Here is a 20,469-nt window from a genome sequence, read left to right as displayed (position 1 = left end):
ATTCATGATTTTCGTTTATAGTATACTTAGCAAAAGTTCCTCGTAACAGACTTAAGAGCAGTAATTATTGGTCACAGAATGGTCACGCCATAGTGACCAAAAGTATTATAATAATTGTCTGAAACCATGATTCATCCATTAAAATCATTCGTTCTTTACTTTATTCGCATATTTTGTTTGGTTAATGATCTCAATAGGATCCATACTACTCCAATCTTCCACAGATACATTTGGATTCCTGCTAATGAAATCCTGCATAATCTCATATCCTAGTCTATAAGCGGACTTCTTTGGTATCATACTGTTACCTGTCTCTACAAATTCATTAAAAACGTTACGATCATTAGTTTGTCTATTTTTTATGGCCCACTCCCATATGGCATCAACTTCACGAGCTGTCAATTCCTTCGTCCATTCTGGTTTCTGCTCTGGGTATAGCATTTGGGCAAAAGTATCTGCTTCCCCTTCCCTTAATGAGTAGATGATTAAATCAGGTTGTTGTGGTTGGCTTGAGCTATAGTGCGCTGTGTGCTGATATTCATGAGCTGTTATATATTTGATGTGATCATCGTTATCTTTTAGGTACTCAGGGTTTATAAACAACATAATGACGTTTGAGCTAGCAAGGCCATATGCTCCATCCATCTCCCTCATAAAATTAAGATAGTTTGGATTAAAAGGAATTAAATAAACGTTTGTTGTTGAGCCAACGGGTAACATTTTAGAAGATTTCTCTAAAGAATCTTTGACTAAGCTTAAAATATGATCGTATTCTTTATCTAGCATTTGAACATCGTCTTTTATTTTACTAGCATTCCGAGGGGGCTCAAATTGTGGTTCATATTCTAAAAAAACGCCTCTTTCCTCCCCGAAAGCTTCCTCACGAAATGGCTGTAAAACCTTGGAGGAAAACGTTTCTGATCGGCTGTCCAACGGGTTTTGTTCCATGTGATCAGCATACTTATAATAAGAGTCCAGCAAAGGGATGAATTTAAAATGCTGATTTTCCACACTGAATTCTGAGATAGTTGTGTTTTTAATAGGGGACGTTTCTTTTTCGGTTACTTCCTTAGTGTTTTCTGTTGAGTCTAGTACAACGGGCTGGTTCTCTTCATGTGATTCTTCACATCCTGTTAAAATGGATAAAAACACTATAAACGCTACAAAATATAATTTTTTCACAAAAGGCCTCCTTGCCTAAAAAGGGCGGGAGCATAAGGATTGTCCTTTTGCTCCTCCGACTTTCAGAATATTCCTTACATATGTACTGTAATAGTTAAATGCTTGTAAATGAATGAATTCTATATAATACCTTTATTTTCCTTTTTATTCTAGCGAATGCAGTGGGGCTTACTTAAGAACCGGATTTCTGGTAATATGTGTATGATTAAAAGGTATTGCTTGTTAGGAGATTATTATGAGGTTTAGATTACTTGTCACCACTACCATAATGGTAACTTTACTACTCTCAGGGTGTAGTGGGGAGTTAAAGTTCGGGCCCGGTATGCAGGACTTTGATAGGGAACTACCTAATGATTTTAGATTGTTTAAAGCTAGTGCCCATGAAATGATGATTGTTCCGAAAGAAGGTACATTCGAAGAAAATAACACAATACCTTCTAAAGTGATAAAGCTTGGGTGGAATAAGAATTATATCATTGCAGTTCAACACCCACTTAAAGAAAATCCAGAGAAGAATAATGGTGTTGAAATCCCTGATAAGAAAGTAGAGAATTATTGGATTATTAAACCGAGCAAAGAAATAGTAGGACCGTTATCTAAAAAGGAATTTACTCGGTATAAGGATAAATTTGAATTAGGGGATTTGGAACTTAAAAAAATAAGTGAATATGATTGATAGTTGATGTGAAGTGATTATACCAGTATTTCTGAATAACCTTGATTTTGAATACCTTGAAGCACAGGGGCAGTTCCTGTGCTTCTTTCTCTTTAAATGGATTCCCACGCTTCAAGTGTATACAAAAAAATAGGAGTGTTAGCAATGATCAAAATTTCGGGAAATAAAAAGATAGTTACATATCTTGGGGCTTTCCTCTTACTTGCCGTTGTTATTATTGTTTATCAATACTATAGTTATAGCTCAAAAATTAATGAGTATAAAGAGTATATTGAAGATAGTAGTGTGAAGGAGATTGAAATAGGTTTTGCTACATTTTTTGGGTATACAAAGGTCTATGAGAATGTGTTAAGCCAAGACGCAAGACAAGAATATTATAATGAAGCCTTAAGACATTCATATTTTTTAGAAAGTTATTTTAATCGTTATGAGGAGTATATAAGCAACTCTCCTTATTATCAGGGAAATGTAGATACTAAAAATATAAGGACGTTTATAAAGAAAATTCAAGAGAATCTTAAATTATATAAAAACAATGAATACAAATTAACTCCTGATTTAAAGAAAGCTATAGAATCCGACATAGGTGTATTGAACAAAATACAAGTTCAAACCAAAATCCCGCATTCAGATCTCAGTATAGAGAATGTAGGGCAAAAGCTTAGGACTCTAGAAGATGCGCTGCCATATGGGGGATAGAAGGGGAGTTACTTGTCTCTCCACCCTATAAAGCTTTAACTCTTAGCCAATAAATCTAGTTATTCTTCCTCACTGGGGCTAATATTCTCCTGTGGCGAATCACCAAACTTATCTCCAATAGAAATCATGTCACTACTATCTTGGTGTCGTATATTTACTAAAACAGTAAAGTAACTCTACAATTAATTGAGAATTAGATGAAAATAATGGAAAATAATTTACAAATGATGTTCTGTCGTGTATTTTGTAACTGTAATCGATTACAAAATAGCGGAGGTGGAGGACTTGTTCCGAAACCACTTTTTATTCATAGTTTTACTTTTGATTATCATTTCAGGTTGTAGCGATCATCCCTCTCAGAAAAAAATCACTAATTATTCTATGTTATTCAAAATCGATAAAAAAGTAGAGGAAAAAAACGATGAAGGTAAGGCAATTTATATAATCGAGGGACATAACGCAAAAGATGTTCAGCAGAAGTTTAACATTAAATTAGATAAGAATGTTTGGAACCTAACGAAAGAAGATGATGAGGTTACTTATGGAATCTCGTTTGATATTATGGAGGGTGAAAAATTTGGAGAGCTTGTCCAAATTTATAGAGCTCCTAAGCCGGGTTAGTTAGTAGTGAGTTTTTTGAAAAATTTAAGGGTGTTAGCATGAAAAACAAGATGAGAACGTTCCTTATGGTTAGCGGTATTCTAGTGTTGTGTATCTTAACTGTGTTTTTCTTTATTAGAAGTAATCAATATTCGAACTACCTGGATTATAAGGTGGACTTACATGTAAGTAACATCGTAGATGAAATTAAGTATACCAAGCCATTGTTAGAATATATAAACGCTACAGATAATCCGGATGACTATTCTAAAGAGATATTAAATAGGTCCTTAAACAGCATGTGGGACTCATTAAATGAGTTAAGAATGTTAGTTCTCAAAACAAAAAAAATGGATCATTTAAATATGCATGCATTAAATGAAATGAAATTAAAGCTAACCAAAAATCCAGAAATTTCACACGGAGAGTATAAGGAGCAATATAAGGTTTTGCTAGAATATTTTAATGTGTTGGATGATACAGTGAATGCTGAGTTGGAAAGGTTTGAAGACCTTACATATGAAATAATCTTAATGGATCATAAGATAGAAGGGCATCAGAATAACATTAAAGACAGGAATCCATTTGATCCTAAATTTAAATTTAATGACGACGACTGGTTTGATTTTATTAATGAACTAAGTGAGATCAATGAAAATTTCAATGGGAGATAGGAAGGTGAAATGCTCTAGAACGAAATAAGGAAGCACCAGAACCGTCCCGTGCTTCCTTTAGAAACCTCTTCCCATCATTACGCAGTATGGCCATTACACGAATAAACAAAATTTTGAAACTTTATCCTTTTTAAATCGTTAAATTAATAGAATTGGAAAATGATTCAATGCACATGAATATAAAACAGGGAGGGGAAAGCCCCGTGGCCAGTGGAATGTTTTTATTAATCATTGTATTGACAACAGTTATTATTATAGGTAGACGTAAAAAAAGATAAGGAGGTGCTTGACCCCTGTTAAACAAACTTAGAAGTTGAGGGTAAAGCACTATATTTAAGTTACAGGCGGACGATGATGCATCGTAAGTATAGCACCCTTTGAGGTGCATTTTTTATGCGAAAAGAGCAGTCAGAACATACTGAGTGCTTGTCTTCCATTTTTATCAATATTGATGAAATGCTTTTACAATTGTTGGTAAAATAAGGGGTAAAAAGTGGAAACAATGAAACGTAATGATTACAGAAAAGAATTAAATACAGATGAGGGTACTGAAGCAACGAATTTCTCAAAATGTTTTCTAAAGAACTTAGTGAGCTCAATAAAAATTTCAATGAGTCCTCAAGTTAAAGATAGATATTGTGGTAATTTCCTCCCTGAGTGTTTACTTCTACCTCCGAATGGCCACTAGCCCTCCAATAATTTAAAGAAAAAAGAGATGAGGCCGGCCTGATGCTGACGTCATCTCTTTCTTTGCACGGATCGGTGCTTTTTTCGAATATGCTTGAAGTTAGAATAGCACCAAGCTTTATGGAAGGTACTTGTTTTTTAAATCAATAATTCGCTGAACACTACGGTTCATTCTTGCTTCTGAAATACGACCATCTTTAACGGCTGTTTTAATTGCTTTGATGGCTGCGGTGACATTTTGTTCGTTATGAGCCACTAAGACAATGTCGCTTCCGGCTTGAACGGCTCTAACTGCCGATTCTCCGACTCCATAGTTATTCGCAATTGCGCCCATTGTCATATCATCGGACATGACAACGCCGTTGAAATCTAGTTGATCCCGTAGAATATCGCTAATGACTGTCTCTGACATGGAAGCAGGGTAGGTGGAATCCAGTTGTTTCATTAAGATATGTGCCACCATCACGACATCTGCTCCATTATTTATAGCTTTCTTAAACGGAACAAGTTCTAGTTCTTCCAGTTGAGATAAACTTTTATTCACAGTAGGCAACTCAATATGAGAGTCTACAGATGTATCCCCGTGACCTGGGAAGTGTTTGATTACTGGAATAATGTTCTCGGATTGAATCCCTTTCATCGTCTGGATTCCCATCTCGCTTACAATTGATGCTTGATCGCCATAGGAACGGTCTCCAATTACCGGATTGTCAGGATTGCTGTTCACGTCGAGGACAGGAGCATAATCAAGGTTAAAGCCCATCGAATCTAATTGACGTCCCAATGTTTGACCAATGGAATAGGCGTATGCTGGATCATTTCGATCACCGATGGTTTCGTTAGACGGCGTAGCTTTGACTCCTGGTAGCCTAGCCACTCGGCCTCCTTCTTGATCGACACTGATGAAAAGAGGGAGTTTGTTGATTTGGTTCGCTGCTTTTACTTCATTCACGAAGTTGATCGTTTGTTGTTGTGTCTCTAAGTTGTTGGCATAAAAGATAAAGCCACCAACGTGGTCATCTGTAATAAGCCTTTTATCAGCTGGATTTAAGGAAGTGCCATCAATCCCTGCAATCACCATCTGCCCGATCCTCTCACTTAAAGTGAGATCGCTTACATTTAATCGTTCAGAAACAAATTGCTCTGGAGAAATTATTCGTGCGAGAAATGCAGTGAATTGTTTCCGGTTCAATTCCTCATTAGGATGATAAGTGGCATCTGGATACCCCATGGCAACTCCTACGGAACGGAGGTTTGCAATGGCCTTATAAGCTTGCATATTGGGGCCTACATCTTTGAAGTATTCTAAGCCATCCACTTCACTTGAAACAAATGCTCGATCTAGAAAGATGGCCATATCAGCACGAGTGATAACCTCATCCGGACGGAAAGTACCATCAGGAAAGCCATTAATGATGCCATCTGATGCGAGCGAAGCAACATAGCCACTAGCTCTACCATGGACATCGGGGAATTCAGTCTCCTGCTGGGCTCCATCATAACCTAAAGCTCTGCCAATCATGATGGCGGCCTGGGCCCGGTTGATGTCTCCTTCAGGTTGGAAGGTTCCGTTTGGAAAGCCGTAAATGATCGACTCATTCGTTAAGTACATAATTTCCTTATAGAAGCGATCTTCTTTATGTACATCAGAGAATCCCGAGGCGAACGTAACAGAAGTAAAGGTTCCACCAAACAAAAGAATAAGGACAATAGAGAAAAACAACTTCTTCACCTTACATCCTCCTCTAAATTTAGTAAGTGTGGGTTTGCGATAAGACTAGCACAAGGGGATGGCAATGTAAAAACCCCTGCATATCCTAAAGGGGGAGAGTTATTTGGAAGAAGCATTAAAGTTGGTTCCATCGATTATCCTTCTAAACAGTTTAATGAACATTCGCAGGACCCAATATATGATCAACATATTTATGAATAATGGAATAACTTCTATGGAAAGATTCAGCCAATTAGTCGGCCAAAAGATTAGCAGTTTATTTTGTGGGATCTCGCTAGTGGATAGGTAGGTTATGTAATGAAAAGGGTAGCCAAGCTCATAGTAGAAGGCCCCAGGTTTTTTGGTTAAGGGCATATAAATAGTTAACAAAACCAAAAATAGGCTAATGTATAAAAGTTTTCTTCTATTTTTCATAAAATGCTCTCCTTTTTCTCTGAGCCCTTTGATTTGTTTTTTATATCCAAAAGGTTTTATGAGATTGATTAGCGAACGTGATGATAGCAGAGTTCTTGTATAACCAGAAAGTAATTTAGTAGGTGATTAATTTCTTAGAATCTACTAATCCTGAACCCTTTAGATGCTATCTGAATCATTCATATCTTAATCGGCGGTGAAAATATGGAGTTACTCTTTAAAAAAAGCTTATTAGGAGCTGCGATCGTATTTATCATAAACCATGGTTTATTCCATGTGACATTGCTTGTTACGGGTGGGTTTCCTTCAGGTGAAGCAAATTTTGAAGGAGGGCTGTTTGGCATGTTTTTTAATCTGCGTTCATATTTAATCTTTATCATCCTTAATGCATTAACCTATATAGGTATTCGTCAGCTTTATACTAGATGGCCTATGTGGATGAATGTATTCCTTTTATTTGTAGTTGCAAATGTCTATTTAGATAGATTTACTTTTATGACTATGGCAGTTTTATTTTATTGGTGTAGATATGCGATTGGTTTACTATGTCTGCTCTATATAGATGTCATCATTGAAAAGACTAACACTTTTGTGAAGTGCCTCATCGTATCTCTTCCTCCTATAATGTCCGTGGTAGCCCTGTTTCTGTATTAAGCACTACCTAGACCAACAATATAATAGTAGAATTCCTTTAAGAGACAAGCTGCTTCAATGTGTCAGTAGAAACTATACTAAATGTTAACAAACAATGCGGTGATCTTTCTAATAAAAAAAGAGGCAATCATTCTGCCTCTTTACTCACCTCTGATCGTCTTCCCGGCGTCCACAGCCATTTCAATTGTTTCCAAAGGATTATTCTTATTAGAAGTGATTTCATAGACGACATTCTCATTTTGCCATTGTATTTTTGTCTGAGAAGAGTCCCTAAATCCATTTACTTGTATAGCGCCAATTTCTTTTGGTGCAGGAAGATAGTGAGTGTCTAAATAGGTAACAATCTTTTTCGCTAGCTCTTTTTCATCAGAATTTTGCTCTACGGCATACGTTGAATCTGTAGGATAATCGAGTCCGATCCACCAGTTTCCTTCATTCCATGATAGGTACTGATGGCCTGCCCCGGCATCTTGTAAGGCTTCTATATCATGGCCAAGGTCTAAATTCGTTTGTGTCACCTTTTGGTATCCATCGATATACGCTGAAGCTGCTTCTTTCGTTTCGAATTCTTTCATTTTTACGTTCTCAGGTAGAGAAGATGGACTAGCTTGGTCTGACGACTGTTTTTGAGTAGATTCATCCGCACCTTCACTAGTGTTAGTATCCTTTTCAGCGTCTGAGCTTTTCTCTTCTTTATTCTCGTTAGTTGAGGATGATTGTTCCGGATTGGTGTCACCTTGATCTTGCTCTTCTGAATCGGACTGGGTTACTTCTGAGTTCGTGGAATCCGTTTCAGTCTGTTCTTTGTCATTGCATCCTGAAATGATCATCGTCCCTAAGATGAGTGTTGAAAGGATATATCTACTTTTCATGTTAACATCCCCTGTTTTAAAGATCGTCTATCATATGTACCCTATTAAAAGAAGAGTAAAGTGAAAAGGTAAATAAAAAATCGAGTCATCCTAATGACTCGAAATGTTCGCGTTCCTTTTATTTAGGTCGTCTAGCTGATTGAGAAGTTCATCTAAATCCTGAGAGATCTTCACAAGTTCGCTATATTCGACTGAATTATTAAAAGCCACATACATTTTTTCTCTAATCTTTTCAATCTTATGTTCCAGACATTCAATCGTATTCATAAAAGTTGCTTCCACCCTTTATCCTCCGGTCATTAACCAAAATTTAGAAAATATCTATTGGTCTTGTACCCCTTGGTGAAATCATATTAAACGTGTTTTTTGAAAATATTTTTAAAAAGGTGAGGAGGGGGCGTTGGTGTATTGTTCAGCTGAAGGCTTATTTTATGTATGAACCGTGGGTACGTCGATGGGTTCGATATCCCAAAAGTTTTCCCCATCAAGTAATACGCTATTCAGCTTGCCCTTTAAAGGAACGGCATCTTCAACGTGATGAAACAACTTCTCCTGTTGGGTAATAGGGTCTTTCAGTACCTGCTTTGTACCATTAATACTTCTGATTAACCTAAACATGACCCATTCTCTCCCTTCCTTTGTATAAGTTATGTATAATATATTTATACCCCTTTTTGATCATATAGTCAATGACATTTTTACTTCGCACGACTGAAATAGATGATATGGTAGGGCAATGTGCTTTCCATTTTTATTGAATGGTTTTAAATAATAAAAAACTCACTTCCCAATTCGGCAAGTGAGTTTTTTGCTGTTAAACCAATCCAAACCCTCGAACAACCTGTGCAATTATAAACGTAACAATTAGCGCAATGGCAGTCGGTAAAGCAAAGGCGACAAAGGTCCATTTCGGGCTTTTCGTTTCTTTATAAATGTTAATCATAGTTGTGCCACATGGGTAGTGAAGCAAGGAGAACAGCATCATGTTTAACGCGGTTAACCAGGTCCATCCATGATCTAAGAAGATTTGCTTTAACTCGGTTAGATTCGTGACTTCCACCATGGAACCTGTTGAAAGGTAACTCATGAGTAAGATCGGCAGCACAATTTCGTTAGCCGGTAAGCCTAGGATGAAGGCAAGTAAGATAAACCCATCTAATCCAATCGCCTGAGCGAACGGATCTAAGAATAAAGCCACATGCTCTAGAATGCTTAAATCTCCAACAAAAATATTGGCTAAAATCCATGTCACGAGGGAGGCAGGAGCCGCAATGAGAACAGCCCTTTTCAGTACAAATAATGATTTATCAAGTGTTGCACGAACAATGGTGTTCCATACTTTCGGTTTCCGGTAAGGGGGGAGTTCTAATGTATAGTGGGTCGGAACCCCTTTTAATAGTGTCTTAGATAAGCCCCAGGAAACAAGTAGAGTCATAGCAACCCCGAATAAGACAATACCAACGACGACGCCAGCCGAAACGAACGTGTTCATTCCGCCAGAAAAACCAGCTGCCATAAACAATCCAGCCAGCAAGATTAATAGAGGCCAGCGTCCGTTACAAGGAACGAAGTTGTTCGTTAAAATCGCAAGCATGCGCTCTCTTGGTGATTCAACGATACGAGAAGACATAACCGCTGCCGCATTACAGCCAAAGCCCATCGCCATCGTAAGAGATTGTTTCCCGTGGGCGCCAGCTTTCTTAAAGAAGCGGTCCATATTGAAGGCGACCCGTGGCAGGTAGCCGAAGTTCTCAAGTAACGCAAATAAAGGGAAGAAGATCGCCATTGGAGGCAACATCACGCTCACGACCCAAGACGTTCCTCTGTAAAGTCCTTCGACGACAATGCCGTATAACCAATCTGGTGAGTTCATCCACTGAAAGAGAACGGTAAGCCAATCTTCGACCTGAGCGAAAAGAGCGGCAATATAAACGCCAGGAATGTTAGCCCCAGCAATCGTTAAGTAGATGACAACACCTAACATGAGGAACATAATCGGGAAACCGAATGTTCTAGACGTTAAAACATTATCCAAATTTTGATCAATCCATGACATTTTTTTACCCGACTTCTCAACGGTAGCATCTGTTACATTTTGCGATGATTTATAGATGCGAGATACGATGTGGTCGCGAACTTCATCTGTTGATCGGTGTGCGTGTTCGTTAAAGATCGCATCTAACTCTGCTAGCTTTTGATCGGTGTTAAGCTCCATGACAACATCCTCCTTGCGCAACCTCGCTATCTACTTTTGGTTCGTTCGGGTGTTTAACATGACGCTTCAAAGCATCTAAGAGATGTTCATCACGATCTAGTATCCGTAAGGCAATCCAACGAGAAGGAAGACTATTCCCGAAAATCTGTTTGATTTTAGGTTCCATCTCCTGGATCTGGGATTCGACTTCTAGAGAGTATTGAATTTGGTAAGGTTTCGTTTCAATTAGCCCTTCTGCCATCTGATCAATCGTCTTTAGCAATTGAATCACGCCTATTTTCTCCCGTGCTGAAATAAGAACAACTGGCACGCCAAGATACTTCGATAATTTATCTTTATCAACCGTAACTCCTTTTCGTCTTGCTTCATCAATTAAGTTCACGCAAACAATAGCCCGGTCTGTCATCTCTAACACTTGTAGGGCTAAGTTTAAGTTTCGCTCCAATGACGTAGCGTCCACAACCACCAACGTAATATCAGGCTTTTCAAAAATAATATAGTCTCTTGCGACTTCTTCATCGGATGAATTGGAGTAAAGAGAATAAGTGCCTGGTAAATCAATGATCTTATAAGAATGACGATCGGTTTGAAGCTCTCCTTCAGCGCGCAATACCGTTTTTCCTGGCCAGTTTCCGGTGTGCTGTCTCAACCCGGTTAGAAGGTTAAAAAGCGTACTTTTCCCTGTATTCGGATTTCCTGCGAGTGCAATCGTATGACTCATCTTGTGACCTCCTTAAACTCTGGTTCCCTTACCGTAAATAAGAGAACTTTCTTCTTTCCGTAAAGCAATTTGCGTTCCGCTCACTCTAAATGCAATCGGGTCTCCTAATGGACTCTTTTGAACGACCTCCACCCGAGCGCCGGGTACAAATCCTAAGTCCAGAAGGCGCCTTCTCATAACGTCTTTTAATGCAATGGATGTAATTTCAACATGGTCTCCAATGTTAAATTGATTAATCGGTTTAGCCTGATCCATCTAACCGCTCCTCTTTTGATCTAGGTATAAAAAGTTGCACCAGGTAAAGAAATAGGGTAAAAAATTTTAGGTGCTCTATACTATGTGTTATTTATATATATGTGATTTTACCGAAGTTATATATTTTGATTGTAACTCATTTTGTTTCCTTAGGGCAACTTATTCTTTTGAGTTAGGTAGTTAGGATCCGTTTCGGAAAAGTTTCTGTTATTTTGGTTGAGAGTAAGGAGGGCCTGGAAACCACTCGCTTTCCTGTGGGGAGCTGGTGAGCCTCCTCATCCGGCAAAGCCGGACTGCGGGGTCTCACCTAGGCTCTTCTGCCCACGGGAGTCTCGCAGTTTCCAGGCCCTCCTTTTCTATATTGGTAGAAACAGAAACGCGAAATATAGGTGTTAGAAGAATGGGATCCATTCTGTTCACTACCAAATGCCAGGGCTTGCTCGGGGACTGCGAGACTCCCGCGGGGGAAGGAGCCTAGGGAAGACCCCGGAATGAGCGTAGCGAATGAGGAGGCTTCCCAGCTCCCCGCAGGAAAGCGAGTTGTCCCCGAGCAAGCCCAAGCACACAAACTTCGAGGAAGCAGTGTGCACCTCATTTCGATTCATGATACATTTAAATGAAAGAACGAGTTGAACAAGATAAGGAGAATTGGGATGAAACAAGAAGGCACAACCATTCAGTCCGTAAACCGGGCATTACAGATATTATCCATACTGCAATCAGAATCAGCGGGGCTTGGGGTGACAGAAATTTCGCACCGCCTTGATGTGTCAAAGAGCACGGCTCATCGCTTGCTGTCTTCTTTAAAGATGCAAGGGTTTGTTCAACAGGATGAGACTTCTGAGTACTATCGTCTTGGCTTGAAGTTGCTTGAGCTTGGAGAAAGTGTGGCTGAGGATCTGGACATTAGGCAAGTTGCTTCTTCTTCTATTCATGCTCTTGCAGAACGAACGGGGGAGACGGTACATATTGGAGTTCGGGATCATGAGGAAGTGGTTTATATTGATAAGGTGGAGAAGTATGCTACCATCCGCATGTACTCAGCGATCGGGAAGCGCGCGCCTTTGTATTGTACAGGGATAGGGAAATTACTTCTGGCCTATGAAACAGAAGAAGAGATTCGGAAGATGTATGCAAAAAGCGATCTAAAAGCCTACACCTCTCATACCATTACAGATGTGGATGATCTCGTTAAGCATGTAAGGAGTATCCGTGAAAACCAGCTTTCTTTGGACTGGGAAGAGCATGAAGAAGGGGTTCGCTGTGTTGCTGCACCGATCTATAACCACAGGGGAGAAGTGGTGGCTGCTGTCAGTGTGGCGGGAGCGAGTAACCGGATGACAGAAGAGAAATTAGGTCGATGTAAGCAGGAAGTTCGTCATTCAGCCCTTGAAATTTCCCGCCAGCTAGGATATACCGGTCAGGATTTATAGTTGACAATTTCCAATCCAATAAGCTAGGCTCTTTTTGTAAGGGCTTTTTTTTACAACGAATAATGGAACAGTGTTCCTTAATACGGAACGGAGGGGTTCAATGTCGACATTACAACAGATTGCGAAAGAAAAAGTCGTTGCGATTCTTCGCTTAGAGAATCCAGAATCGATTCTGGATGTGGCGACGTCTTTATATAACGGCGGGGTACGAATTATTGAAGTTACTCTAAACACCCCGGGGGCGCTTGAACATATTCAGGCCATTAAACAGAGTCACCCGGACATGGTGGTGGGAGCAGGGACGGTTCTTGATGAACACCAGGCAAGTCAGTCCATTATGGCTGGTGCAGATTTTCTATTAGCGCCCACTTATAGAAAAGAGACCATAGAAGTGGGGAATCGAAACGGGATTCCTGTCATTCCAGGTGTCTTCACGCCAACAGAGGCGTTAGAGGCGTATGAAGCTGGTGCTGAAATGGTGAAAGTATTTCCGGTACGACATGTTGGAACAAACTATTTGAAAGACATTCAAGGGCCACTACCATTTATACAAGGGATGGCCGTTGGCGGAGTGTCTGATGAGAATATACAAGACTACTTAGCAAACGGATGGAGTTCTGTTGGTTTAGGAAGTTCACTTGTTCATCCAAATTGGATTGAACAAAAAGATTTCGACAAAATCGAAGAACAAGCCAGGAAGATCATCACGAAAGTCAAAGAAATATAAGGGGTGGGAGAAGTGTACTTGGTTCTTGATGGGGGGACGACCCATACACGCATGCGACTGATCCGGAAAAACCGGAAGCTGATCGATGAGAAGAAGCTCTCCCTTGGTATACGGGATGTAGCCATAGAAGGAACAAAGAAGCGTTTCATCCACGAATTAGAAAAAGAGATGAAGGCGTTTCTTGAGAAGAACGATTTCTCTGTTTCTGATGTAAGCGCTGTAGTGTCTTCGGGCATGTTAACGTCGAATCTCGGAATCTATGAAGTTCCTCATCTAATAGCTCCCGTTACGAATGAATCGTTGGCTAAAGGAACGGTAATCACAAAGTGGGAAGGATTCGGGGATGTGCCGTTTATGTGGATCCCTGGTGTCCGAACAGAAGGGGAAGAGTTAGATCAGAAAGATGTTATGCGGGGAGAGGAAGTAGAAACGCTCGGATTGATTCAGCAGAGACCGTTAGATGGGGCGGGTCTTATGATCCTTCCAGGTTCTCATACGAAATATGTAGGTGTAACAGAGGGAACGATTAATTATAGCTACACAACTCTTGGAGGAGAAATGATGAGAGCTGTAGAGAAAGAAACGATCCTTGCTAATTCAATTGATGATACGTTAATTGAAGAGGTGGATCAGTCCTATTTGGAAGCTGGGTTCCGTGCAGCTCGGGATGTGGGCTTGCTTCGATCTCTCTTTCACATTCGCCTTCTTCACCTTGAGGGACAGGCTACAGCCAATCAGCGTGCGAACTATTTAGCGGGGGCGGTTGTCTCTGAGGATGTAAGAGTCATCGAAAAAATGGAGAAGGTCGAATGGATCATGGTAGGGGGGTCTAACCCCCTTCGAAGTGTGTTTACGCATCTTCTGCCTAACGTTGTTTCTGAAGGGATTCCGATTCTCGAAGCGGATGAATCAGAAAGTGAACGGGCTACGCTCGAAGGTGCTTTAACGATTATAGAAGAATGGAACAAACAGGAGGCATCACAATGAAAATCACAAATTACGAACTATACCAAGTACCACCTAGATGGTTATTCCTAAAGATTGAAACAGATGAAGGGATTAAAGGCTGGGGAGAACCGGTCATTGAAGGAAGAGCTCATACGGTGAAAGCGGCTGTAGAGGAGCTGATGGAATACCTAATGGGTAAAGATCCTCTTCGTATTGAAGATCACTGGAACATGCTGTATCGTTCTGGTTTCTACCGGGGAGGTCCAATTCTAATGAGTGCACTCGCTGGTATTGATCAGGCCTTATGGGATATTAAAGGGAAGTACTACAATGCGCCTGTCTATCAACTGCTAGGAGGAGCGTGTCGTGATTCCATTAAAGTGTATTCGTGGATTGGCGGAGATCGTCCTTCTGATGTTGGGGAAGCGGCGAAGGAAGCCGTCAGCACTGGATTCCATGCCATTAAAATGAACGGAACAGAAGAAATGCACTATATCGATTCCTACGACAAAGTCGATGCAGCCGTTGAACGGGTTCAAGCGGTACGTGAAGCTGTCGGAAATGGAGTCGGCATAGGCATTGACTTTCACGGCCGTGTGCATAAACCAATGGCGAAGGTGCTCGCTAAGGAACTTGAACCATTCCGCCCGATGTTCATTGAAGAGCCTGTACTAGCTGAAAACAATGAAGCGTTAAGAGAAATTACACGCCATACCCACATTCCAATTGCAACAGGAGAGCGCATGTATTCTCGCTGGGACTTCAAGCCGCTACTGGAATCAGGGCATGCAGATATTATCCAACCGGACCTTTCTCACGCGGGCGGGATCACAGAAGTGAAGAAAATTGCTTCCATGGCTGAAGCGTATGATGTCGCTATGGCGCCGCATTGTCCATTAGGTCCAATCGCCCTTGCTTCTTGCCTTCAGGTAGATGCCACAGCGCACAATGCCTTCATTCAAGAGCAAAGTCTTGGTATTCATTACAACAAAGAGAATGATCTACTAGATTACATTAAAGACCGTAGTGTATTTGATTATAAAGATGGCTTCGTTCAGATCCCGCAAGGACCGGGTCTTGGGATTGAAATTGACGAAGAGTATGTAAAAGAACGGGCAGAAGAAGGTCACAACTGGCGCAATCCGGTATGGCGTCATCAAGATAATAGTATTGCAGAGTGGTAAGGGGTAGGGATACAAATCTAAACGGATTTGTATCCCTTTTTTATTTATAGAGAGTAGACGATGGCTGTTGTAGGTTATCGGATAAGTTTAACGTTTTGTTTACTAAAGATGAGAGGAAGGAGGGCCGGGGAAAACACTCGCTTTCCTGTGGACGAACTCCCGAGCTCCTCGTTCGCTACGCTCTCTGCGGGATCTCGGAAGCCCGTTTTTCCACGGGAGTCTCGCATTTTCCCCGGCCCTCCTTTGCCTGAGTTAGACTAAACAAAATGTTGCCATAACTTGTGGCGGAGTCGATAATATATAATGTGGACCCCACTGATAGAGCAAATAGTACACCTTGACAAGAATTAGAAATTGAAAAAAACTCTACAGCTATCTATTAGAAAATGATTGAAAGGGGAGGGGTGGTTAAATGAGGGAATACATATACGTATTGAAGCTTATTCCTCGTTTACATGAAGAGAAAAATTGGACGGAAGCGGATGAGGCTCTCATAAGTGAACATTTTGTTAGGCTGAAGGAGTACTGTCATGAAGGGAAAGTCATCACTGCTGGTAAGACAGATAGAGAAGATGATAAAGGCTTTGGGATTGTGGTGTTTAAAGAAGAGAGTGATGATAAGGCAGAAGAATTTATGAAGGAAGATCCTGCTGTGAAACATGGAATTATGACAGCGGAAGTTTTCTCTTATAGGACAGCTCTTCAAAGTGAAAAGTAATCGAACATGAGAAAACGCTCAGAATTTTTTTCTGAGCGTTTTTTTATGGTCTATAATCTCCGTCTTGATATCGCATCGCGCATCTTCGTTTGGGCGTGTTGTGCTTGTTCCTGATGCTTCAGGCTGTAATTGACGTATAAGGCATCGATAATTGATAGCTCTGCAATTCTTGAAGCAAGGGCCTCTGAACGATAATCGGTTTCTTGAGAAGTAGTAAACAGACAGACGTCCACAAGTTTGCTGAACGGCGATTTGGCGAAGTTGGTAATACCGATTGTTGGTACCCCGTTTTCCTTTGCCACTTCAATGACTTCAAGAATATCCTTATTCGAGCCGGTATGAGAAATAAATAACGCCACATCTTCAGACGTCAGCTGAGAAGCCGCCATTAATTGCAGGTGGGTATCTGTATACGCATGGCTCGGAAGACCACTTCGCATAAATTTATGCTGCCCATCAAGTGCCGTTACCCCTGACCCCCCGTTACCATAGAAGTGAATTTGACGTGCATTCACAATGTAGTCAAGTGCTTTTGAGAACGTTGCCTCCTGCTGAATGTCTTTCGTATATTGAACAGCATTCATATTCGCTTGGAATACCTTCTGTAAGATATCCATTTCACTATCTTCTTCTGTAATCTTCTCATGAATATCCTGAATCGGGCTAACAATCTCAGAGGCCAGGGAGATCTTTAATGCCTGGTACCCTTTGTATCCTAATGTCTTACAAAACCGAAAGACCGTCGCATCGGCAACCCCAAGATCCTCTGAGACCTGGTTAATGGTCGTGTGAATAATCTTATTCGGATCTTTCAATATGTAGTCAGCGATCCGTTTCTCTTTATCACTCATGTTACGATAGTACGACTTTATTCGGTTGATGACTTGAGTAGAAGCTTCAGCCATGTCGTTCCCCTCCGTTTCTTTCTACTCTCTAGTGTAAACAAAATTTTTTTCATGTAAAAGGAAATGTAAGAAAATAAATTTCATGAAAGCGGTTGATCTGAAGAAAATTTCATGTATAATCATAGTTGCAAGAAAAAATATTTCGCACAAAGTGTTTGCGATTCTATTTTTTTGATAGAGTTGAAAGCGGTTACCACTGTTAGCACGTTCTTTGGAGGGAAAAAGCGATGACAGACATCATAATAGGAATTGATATCGGAACAACAAGTACGAAAACATTGGCTTATGACCGTAATGGACAAATCTGGTCTGAGGTGGAGAAGGAATATCCCCTTTATTCTCCGGATCCAGTGAGGAAAGAACAAGACCCAGAAGAAATTAACCAAGCCGTTATGCACACACTGGCGGCTGTGGCGAAAGAAGTTCAGCAAAAGGGCGGAACGGTATCTGGAATCGGTTTCAGTGCGGCGATGCATAGCCTGCTTGCCGTTGACCAAGCCGGAAATCCTTTAACAAATGCTTTAACCTGGGCGGACCAACGCTGTGTGGAAGAAGTTGAGGAATTAAAAGAAGGAAATGGACACGACATTTACTTACGAACCGGAACACCGCTTCACCCAATGTCTCCGCTTCCTAAGTTAATGTGGATGAAAAAGCATGATCCTGAAACGTTCGAACAAGCACATAAATGGATTTCTTTAAAAGACTACGTTTTCTATACATTATTTAACCGCTATATCGTCGATTATTCCATGGCATCAGCAACAGGGTTATTCAATCTTGAAAACCTTGCCTGGGATCAAGAAGCCCTGGAAGTGGCCGGCATTACAGAAGACAAGCTTCCAGAGCCTGTGCCAACGACGCACGTTGTAAGAGGATTATCTGAAGAGAAGGCTGCTTCTTTAAACCTTGATCCGGACACACCGTTTGTACTCGGTGCAAGTGATGGGGTGCTAGCGAACATTGGTGTTGGCGCGCTGAAGCCAGGTTCAATAGCGTGTACGATCGGAACAAGTGGGGCGATCCGAACTGTTGTAGACAAACCGACCGTCGATCCGAAGGGACGCATTTTCTGTTATGCGTTAACAGAAGACAAATGGGTCATTGGCGGACCGATTAACAATGGCGGGATTTCGTTCCGCTGGGTTCGAGATAACCTCTTCCCAGATCTTAATGAAAAGGCAAAAGAAAAAGGCATCAGTGCTTATGAAGAACTGACGGCCAGGGCTTCAAACGTAAAACCAGGTTCAAACGGCTTGTTATTCTTACCTTATCTAACAGGGGAGCGGGCGCCGTTTTGGGATGCGGATACAAAAGGAGTATTCTTCGGCTTAACGTTAGACCATAATCGTGACCATATGATCCGAAGCGCCCTAGAAGGTGTGATGTATCAAATGTACTCCGTCGCGATTGCATTAATTGAAGCTGGGGTTGAACCTACGGAATATCGAGCAGGTGGTGGCTTCGCCAAATCTAGTTTATGGCGTCAGATTATGGCGGACATCTTTGAAACAGAAATCGTGATTCCAGAGAGTCACCAAGGCTCTTGTCTGGGGGCAGCCTGGTTAACGATGAAAGCGCTTGATATGATTGATGATTTAGAGAGTGTACAAGATGTAATCAGCACAAGAGTGAAACACGTGCCGATTCCAGAGCACGTTACAATCTATCGCAAGTTGAAACCGGTTTATTTACGACTGGCACGAACACTTCCGAGTGAATTTAAAGCGATTTCGGAAGTGCAGCGAGACCTGGCAAATCTATAGAAATAAAAAAAGTATGGGAATGAAAGACAAAGGGGAGCGTTACGTATGATGGAATCAACAGCAGGACTGATTATTATTGCAATCTTAGCGGTACTTGCCTTACTATTCTTAGTAATGAAGACAAAGCTTCAGGCATTTATCGCGTTACTGGCTGTCAGTATATTAGTTGGACTAGCCGTTCAAATGCCGCTAGCTGACATATTGACAACCATTGAAAAAGGAATGGGAGGCACCTTAGGATATGTCGCCGTTATTATCGGCCTAGGTGCTATGTTTGGGGAAATGCTCCGGGTATCAGGCGGAGCGGAACGACTTGCTTTAACGCTTATGGACAAATTCGGAGAGAAAAACGTAAGCTGGGCACTAGGTTTAACAGGATTTATCGTATCGATCCCGGTATTCCTTGATGTAGCACTTGTTATTCTAATTCCGATTATTTATAGCTTATCTCAGAGAACGAAGAAATCATTATTATACTTTGGTATTCCACTTCTTGCTGGTTTAGCTGTTACACACAGCTTCATCCCACCGACACCAGGACCAATTTCCGTGGCATCGATTCTTGATGCAGACTTAGGTTGGGTTATCCTATTTGGTGTACTAGCCGGAATTCCATCTATGATTCTGGCAGGACCAGTATTTGCGAAATACATTTCTAAAAAGATTGACGTCGGCGTACCCGATTACATGCTAGAACAAATGAAAGACAAAGAATTTGATGAGGAGAATCTGCCAAGTTTCTTCAGTGTTGTTGGAATTATCACGTTGCCACTTGTATTAATTCTTGTTAATACACTGGCTGACCTTATATTAGATGAAGGTAATGGACTGCGTGCTGTATTAACCTTTGTTGGACACCCGTTCGTAGCATTAACAATTGCGGCATTACTGACATTCTATATCTTCGGTATTAAGAAAGGGTATACGAAAGAGCAAGTACAAGAGATTACAACGAAAGCCCTTGAACCAGCTGGTATTATTATTCTTGTAACAGGTGCTGGTGGTGTGTTTGGTGAGATGCTGATCCAATCTGGTATTGGTGATATCCTTGCAGATGCGATGCAAACGATGCAAATGCCACTCATTGTCTTTGCCTTTGTAACCGCAACAGTTGTCCGTGTCGCACAAGGTTCTGCAACCGTATCCATGATTACAGCAGCTGGCCTTGTTTCGCCGCTACTTGAAACGTTTGATGTAAGCGAACCAATGCTAGGTTTACTTGTAATCGCCATCGCATCAGGTGCAACAGTCGTGTCTCACGTAAACGACTCTGGTTTCTGGCTTGTGAACCGTTACTTTGGTTTAACAGAGAAGCAAACGCTACAATCTTGGACCGTCATGGAAACAATCATTGGCCTTACCGGATTTGCTGTAGCGCTAATCATTAGCTTATTCGTATAAAGAAAA

At 41.0% G+C, this 20,469-nt stretch carries 22 protein-coding genes; 13 read left to right on the top strand and 9 right to left on the bottom strand.

Going from position 1 to position 20,469, the window contains the following annotated elements:
• Nucleotides 1-144: 144 nt before the first annotated feature.
• Nucleotides 145-1,182 carry a DUF2268 domain-containing putative Zn-dependent protease gene (locus tag LQ226_RS21195; protein ID WP_231418345.1) on the bottom strand — a complete coding sequence of 346 codons (1,038 nt, stop codon included), beginning with the start codon at nucleotides 1,180-1,182 and terminating at the stop codon, nucleotides 145-147.
• A gap of 235 nt (nucleotides 1,183-1,417) precedes the next feature.
• Here LQ226_RS21195 and LQ226_RS12795 point away from each other — a divergent pair, with 235 nt between their 5' ends.
• The 4 genes from LQ226_RS12795 to LQ226_RS12780 all read left to right on the top strand — a co-directional run bounded on the left by LQ226_RS12795 (nucleotide 1,418) and on the right by LQ226_RS12780 (nucleotide 3,831).
• Nucleotides 1,418-1,858 (top strand): DUF3997 domain-containing protein, encoded by a 441-nt coding sequence (locus LQ226_RS12795; protein WP_231418343.1) that lies wholly within the window; start codon nucleotides 1,418-1,420, stop codon nucleotides 1,856-1,858.
• Between the two features lie 144 nt (nucleotides 1,859-2,002).
• A complete protein-coding gene (locus LQ226_RS12790; protein ID WP_231418341.1) occupies nucleotides 2,003-2,557 on the top strand; it encodes a hypothetical protein in 555 nt (184 codons plus the stop codon).
• A 237-nt stretch (nucleotides 2,558-2,794) separates the two neighbouring features.
• Nucleotides 2,795-3,178, top strand: a complete 384-nt coding sequence (locus LQ226_RS12785) for a hypothetical protein (protein WP_231418338.1) — start codon at nucleotides 2,795-2,797, stop codon at nucleotides 3,176-3,178.
• Between the two features lie 152 nt (nucleotides 3,179-3,330).
• Nucleotides 3,331-3,831, top strand: coding sequence for a hypothetical protein (locus tag LQ226_RS12780; protein WP_231418337.1), 501 nt, complete (start codon nucleotides 3,331-3,333; stop codon nucleotides 3,829-3,831).
• A gap of 805 nt (nucleotides 3,832-4,636) precedes the next feature.
• Here LQ226_RS12780 and nagZ read toward each other — a convergent pair.
• Entirely contained in the window at nucleotides 4,637-6,250 is a 1,614-nt protein-coding gene (gene nagZ / locus LQ226_RS12775; RefSeq protein ID WP_231418335.1) for a beta-N-acetylhexosaminidase, read from the bottom strand.
• Nucleotides 6,251-6,353: 103 nt separating this feature from the next.
• Here nagZ and LQ226_RS12770 point away from each other — a divergent pair, with 103 nt between their 5' ends.
• Nucleotides 6,354-6,539: a hypothetical protein gene (locus LQ226_RS12770; protein ID WP_231418333.1), complete on the top strand. Its 186-nt coding sequence runs from the start codon at nucleotides 6,354-6,356 to the stop codon at nucleotides 6,537-6,539.
• A gap of 329 nt (nucleotides 6,540-6,868) precedes the next feature.
• On the top strand, nucleotides 6,869-7,318 hold the full coding sequence (locus LQ226_RS12765) for a hypothetical protein (RefSeq protein ID WP_231418332.1): 450 nt from the start codon (nucleotides 6,869-6,871) through the stop codon (nucleotides 7,316-7,318).
• Between the two features lie 140 nt (nucleotides 7,319-7,458).
• On the opposite strand, the gene LQ226_RS12760 is transcribed toward LQ226_RS12765, so the two are convergent.
• From LQ226_RS12760 to LQ226_RS12735, 6 genes are all read right to left on the bottom strand, one after another.
• Nucleotides 7,459-8,190: a hypothetical protein gene (locus LQ226_RS12760; protein ID WP_231418331.1), complete on the bottom strand. Its 732-nt coding sequence runs from the start codon at nucleotides 8,188-8,190 to the stop codon at nucleotides 7,459-7,461.
• 90 nt (nucleotides 8,191-8,280) lie between these two features.
• Nucleotides 8,281-8,472, bottom strand: coding sequence for an aspartyl-phosphate phosphatase Spo0E family protein (locus LQ226_RS12755; RefSeq protein WP_231418330.1), 192 nt, complete (start codon nucleotides 8,470-8,472; stop codon nucleotides 8,281-8,283).
• Nucleotides 8,473-8,619: 147 nt separating this feature from the next.
• Complete coding sequence (locus tag LQ226_RS12750) at nucleotides 8,620-8,808, bottom strand: hypothetical protein (protein ID WP_231418329.1); 189 nt, start codon at nucleotides 8,806-8,808, stop codon at nucleotides 8,620-8,622.
• Nucleotides 8,809-9,004: 196 nt separating this feature from the next.
• On the bottom strand, nucleotides 9,005-10,405 hold the full coding sequence (locus tag LQ226_RS12745) for a nucleoside recognition domain-containing protein (RefSeq protein ID WP_231418328.1): 1,401 nt from the start codon (nucleotides 10,403-10,405) through the stop codon (nucleotides 9,005-9,007).
• Nucleotides 10,395-11,126: a FeoB small GTPase domain-containing protein gene (locus tag LQ226_RS12740; RefSeq protein ID WP_231418327.1), complete on the bottom strand. Its 732-nt coding sequence runs from the start codon at nucleotides 11,124-11,126 to the stop codon at nucleotides 10,395-10,397. Before LQ226_RS12740 ends, LQ226_RS12745 begins: the two co-directional genes overlap by 11 nt.
• Nucleotides 11,127-11,138: 12 nt before the next feature.
• On the bottom strand, nucleotides 11,139-11,381 hold the full coding sequence (locus LQ226_RS12735; protein WP_231418326.1) for a FeoA family protein: 243 nt from the start codon (nucleotides 11,379-11,381) through the stop codon (nucleotides 11,139-11,141).
• Between the two features lie 653 nt (nucleotides 11,382-12,034).
• On the opposite strand from LQ226_RS12735, the gene LQ226_RS12730 reads away from it, so the two are divergent.
• From LQ226_RS12730 to LQ226_RS12710, 5 genes are all read left to right on the top strand, one after another.
• The gene (locus LQ226_RS12730) at nucleotides 12,035-12,814 is read left to right on the top strand and encodes an IclR family transcriptional regulator (protein ID WP_231418324.1); all 780 of its coding nucleotides are present in this window, start codon (nucleotides 12,035-12,037) and stop codon (nucleotides 12,812-12,814) included.
• Nucleotides 12,815-12,914: 100 nt separating this feature from the next.
• Nucleotides 12,915-13,541 carry a bifunctional 4-hydroxy-2-oxoglutarate aldolase/2-dehydro-3-deoxy-phosphogluconate aldolase gene (locus tag LQ226_RS12725; RefSeq protein ID WP_231418323.1) on the top strand — a complete coding sequence of 209 codons (627 nt, stop codon included), beginning with the start codon at nucleotides 12,915-12,917 and terminating at the stop codon, nucleotides 13,539-13,541.
• A gap of 12 nt (nucleotides 13,542-13,553) precedes the next feature.
• Nucleotides 13,554-14,528: a 2-dehydro-3-deoxygalactonokinase gene (locus LQ226_RS12720; RefSeq protein WP_231418321.1), complete on the top strand. Its 975-nt coding sequence runs from the start codon at nucleotides 13,554-13,556 to the stop codon at nucleotides 14,526-14,528.
• Nucleotides 14,525-15,673: a galactonate dehydratase gene (gene dgoD / locus LQ226_RS12715; RefSeq protein ID WP_231418320.1), complete on the top strand. Its 1,149-nt coding sequence runs from the start codon at nucleotides 14,525-14,527 to the stop codon at nucleotides 15,671-15,673. The genes LQ226_RS12720 and dgoD overlap by 4 nt, the downstream gene beginning before the upstream one ends.
• 412 nt (nucleotides 15,674-16,085) lie before the next feature.
• Nucleotides 16,086-16,391: a YciI family protein gene (locus LQ226_RS12710; protein ID WP_231418318.1), complete on the top strand. Its 306-nt coding sequence runs from the start codon at nucleotides 16,086-16,088 to the stop codon at nucleotides 16,389-16,391.
• A 50-nt stretch (nucleotides 16,392-16,441) separates the two neighbouring features.
• On the opposite strand, the gene LQ226_RS12705 is transcribed toward LQ226_RS12710, so the two are convergent.
• Nucleotides 16,442-17,296: a MurR/RpiR family transcriptional regulator gene (locus LQ226_RS12705; protein WP_231418317.1), complete on the bottom strand. Its 855-nt coding sequence runs from the start codon at nucleotides 17,294-17,296 to the stop codon at nucleotides 16,442-16,444.
• A 227-nt stretch (nucleotides 17,297-17,523) separates the two neighbouring features.
• Here LQ226_RS12705 and gntK point away from each other — a divergent pair, with 227 nt between their 5' ends.
• On the top strand, nucleotides 17,524-19,062 hold the full coding sequence (gene gntK, locus LQ226_RS12700; protein ID WP_231418315.1) for a gluconokinase: 1,539 nt from the start codon (nucleotides 17,524-17,526) through the stop codon (nucleotides 19,060-19,062).
• Between the two features lie 48 nt (nucleotides 19,063-19,110).
• A complete protein-coding gene (locus LQ226_RS12695; protein WP_231418448.1) occupies nucleotides 19,111-20,463 on the top strand; it encodes a GntP family permease in 1,353 nt (450 codons plus the stop codon).
• Nucleotides 20,464-20,469 lie beyond the last annotated feature (6 nt).

The organism is Pontibacillus sp. HN14 (assembly GCF_021129245.1).
Taxonomy (GTDB): Bacteria; Bacillota; Bacilli; order Bacillales; family BH030062; genus Pontibacillus.
The sequence above is the reverse complement of the archived record's forward strand: the minus strand, read 5'-3'. Positions and strand labels throughout refer to the sequence as shown.

Coding starts and splice junctions, on each gene's coding strand:
- LQ226_RS12795 (WP_231418343.1), top strand. CDS start 1,418: ATGAGGTTTAGATTACTTGTCACCACTACCATAATGGTAACTTTACTA.
- LQ226_RS12790 (WP_231418341.1), top strand. CDS start 2,003: ATGATCAAAATTTCGGGAAATAAAAAGATAGTTACATATCTTGGGGCT.
- LQ226_RS12765 (WP_231418332.1), top strand. CDS start 6,869: ATGGAGTTACTCTTTAAAAAAAGCTTATTAGGAGCTGCGATCGTATTT.
- LQ226_RS12760 (WP_231418331.1), bottom strand. CDS start 8,190: ATGAAAAGTAGATATATCCTTTCAACACTCATCTTAGGGACGATGATC.
- LQ226_RS12750 (WP_231418329.1), bottom strand. CDS start 8,808: ATGTTTAGGTTAATCAGAAGTATTAATGGTACAAAGCAGGTACTGAAA.
- LQ226_RS12745 (WP_231418328.1), bottom strand. CDS start 10,405: ATGGAGCTTAACACCGATCAAAAGCTAGCAGAGTTAGATGCGATCTTT.
- LQ226_RS12740 (WP_231418327.1), bottom strand. CDS start 11,126: ATGAGTCATACGATTGCACTCGCAGGAAATCCGAATACAGGGAAAAGT.
- LQ226_RS12735 (WP_231418326.1), bottom strand. CDS start 11,381: ATGGATCAGGCTAAACCGATTAATCAATTTAACATTGGAGACCATGTT.
- LQ226_RS12730 (WP_231418324.1), top strand. CDS start 12,035: ATGAAACAAGAAGGCACAACCATTCAGTCCGTAAACCGGGCATTACAG.
- LQ226_RS12725 (WP_231418323.1), top strand. CDS start 12,915: ATGTCGACATTACAACAGATTGCGAAAGAAAAAGTCGTTGCGATTCTT.
- dgoD (WP_231418320.1), top strand. CDS start 14,525: ATGAAAATCACAAATTACGAACTATACCAAGTACCACCTAGATGGTTA.
- LQ226_RS12710 (WP_231418318.1), top strand. CDS start 16,086: ATGAGGGAATACATATACGTATTGAAGCTTATTCCTCGTTTACATGAA.
- LQ226_RS12705 (WP_231418317.1), bottom strand. CDS start 17,296: ATGGCTGAAGCTTCTACTCAAGTCATCAACCGAATAAAGTCGTACTAT.
- gntK (WP_231418315.1), top strand. CDS start 17,524: ATGACAGACATCATAATAGGAATTGATATCGGAACAACAAGTACGAAA.
- LQ226_RS12695 (WP_231418448.1), top strand. CDS start 19,111: ATGGAATCAACAGCAGGACTGATTATTATTGCAATCTTAGCGGTACTT.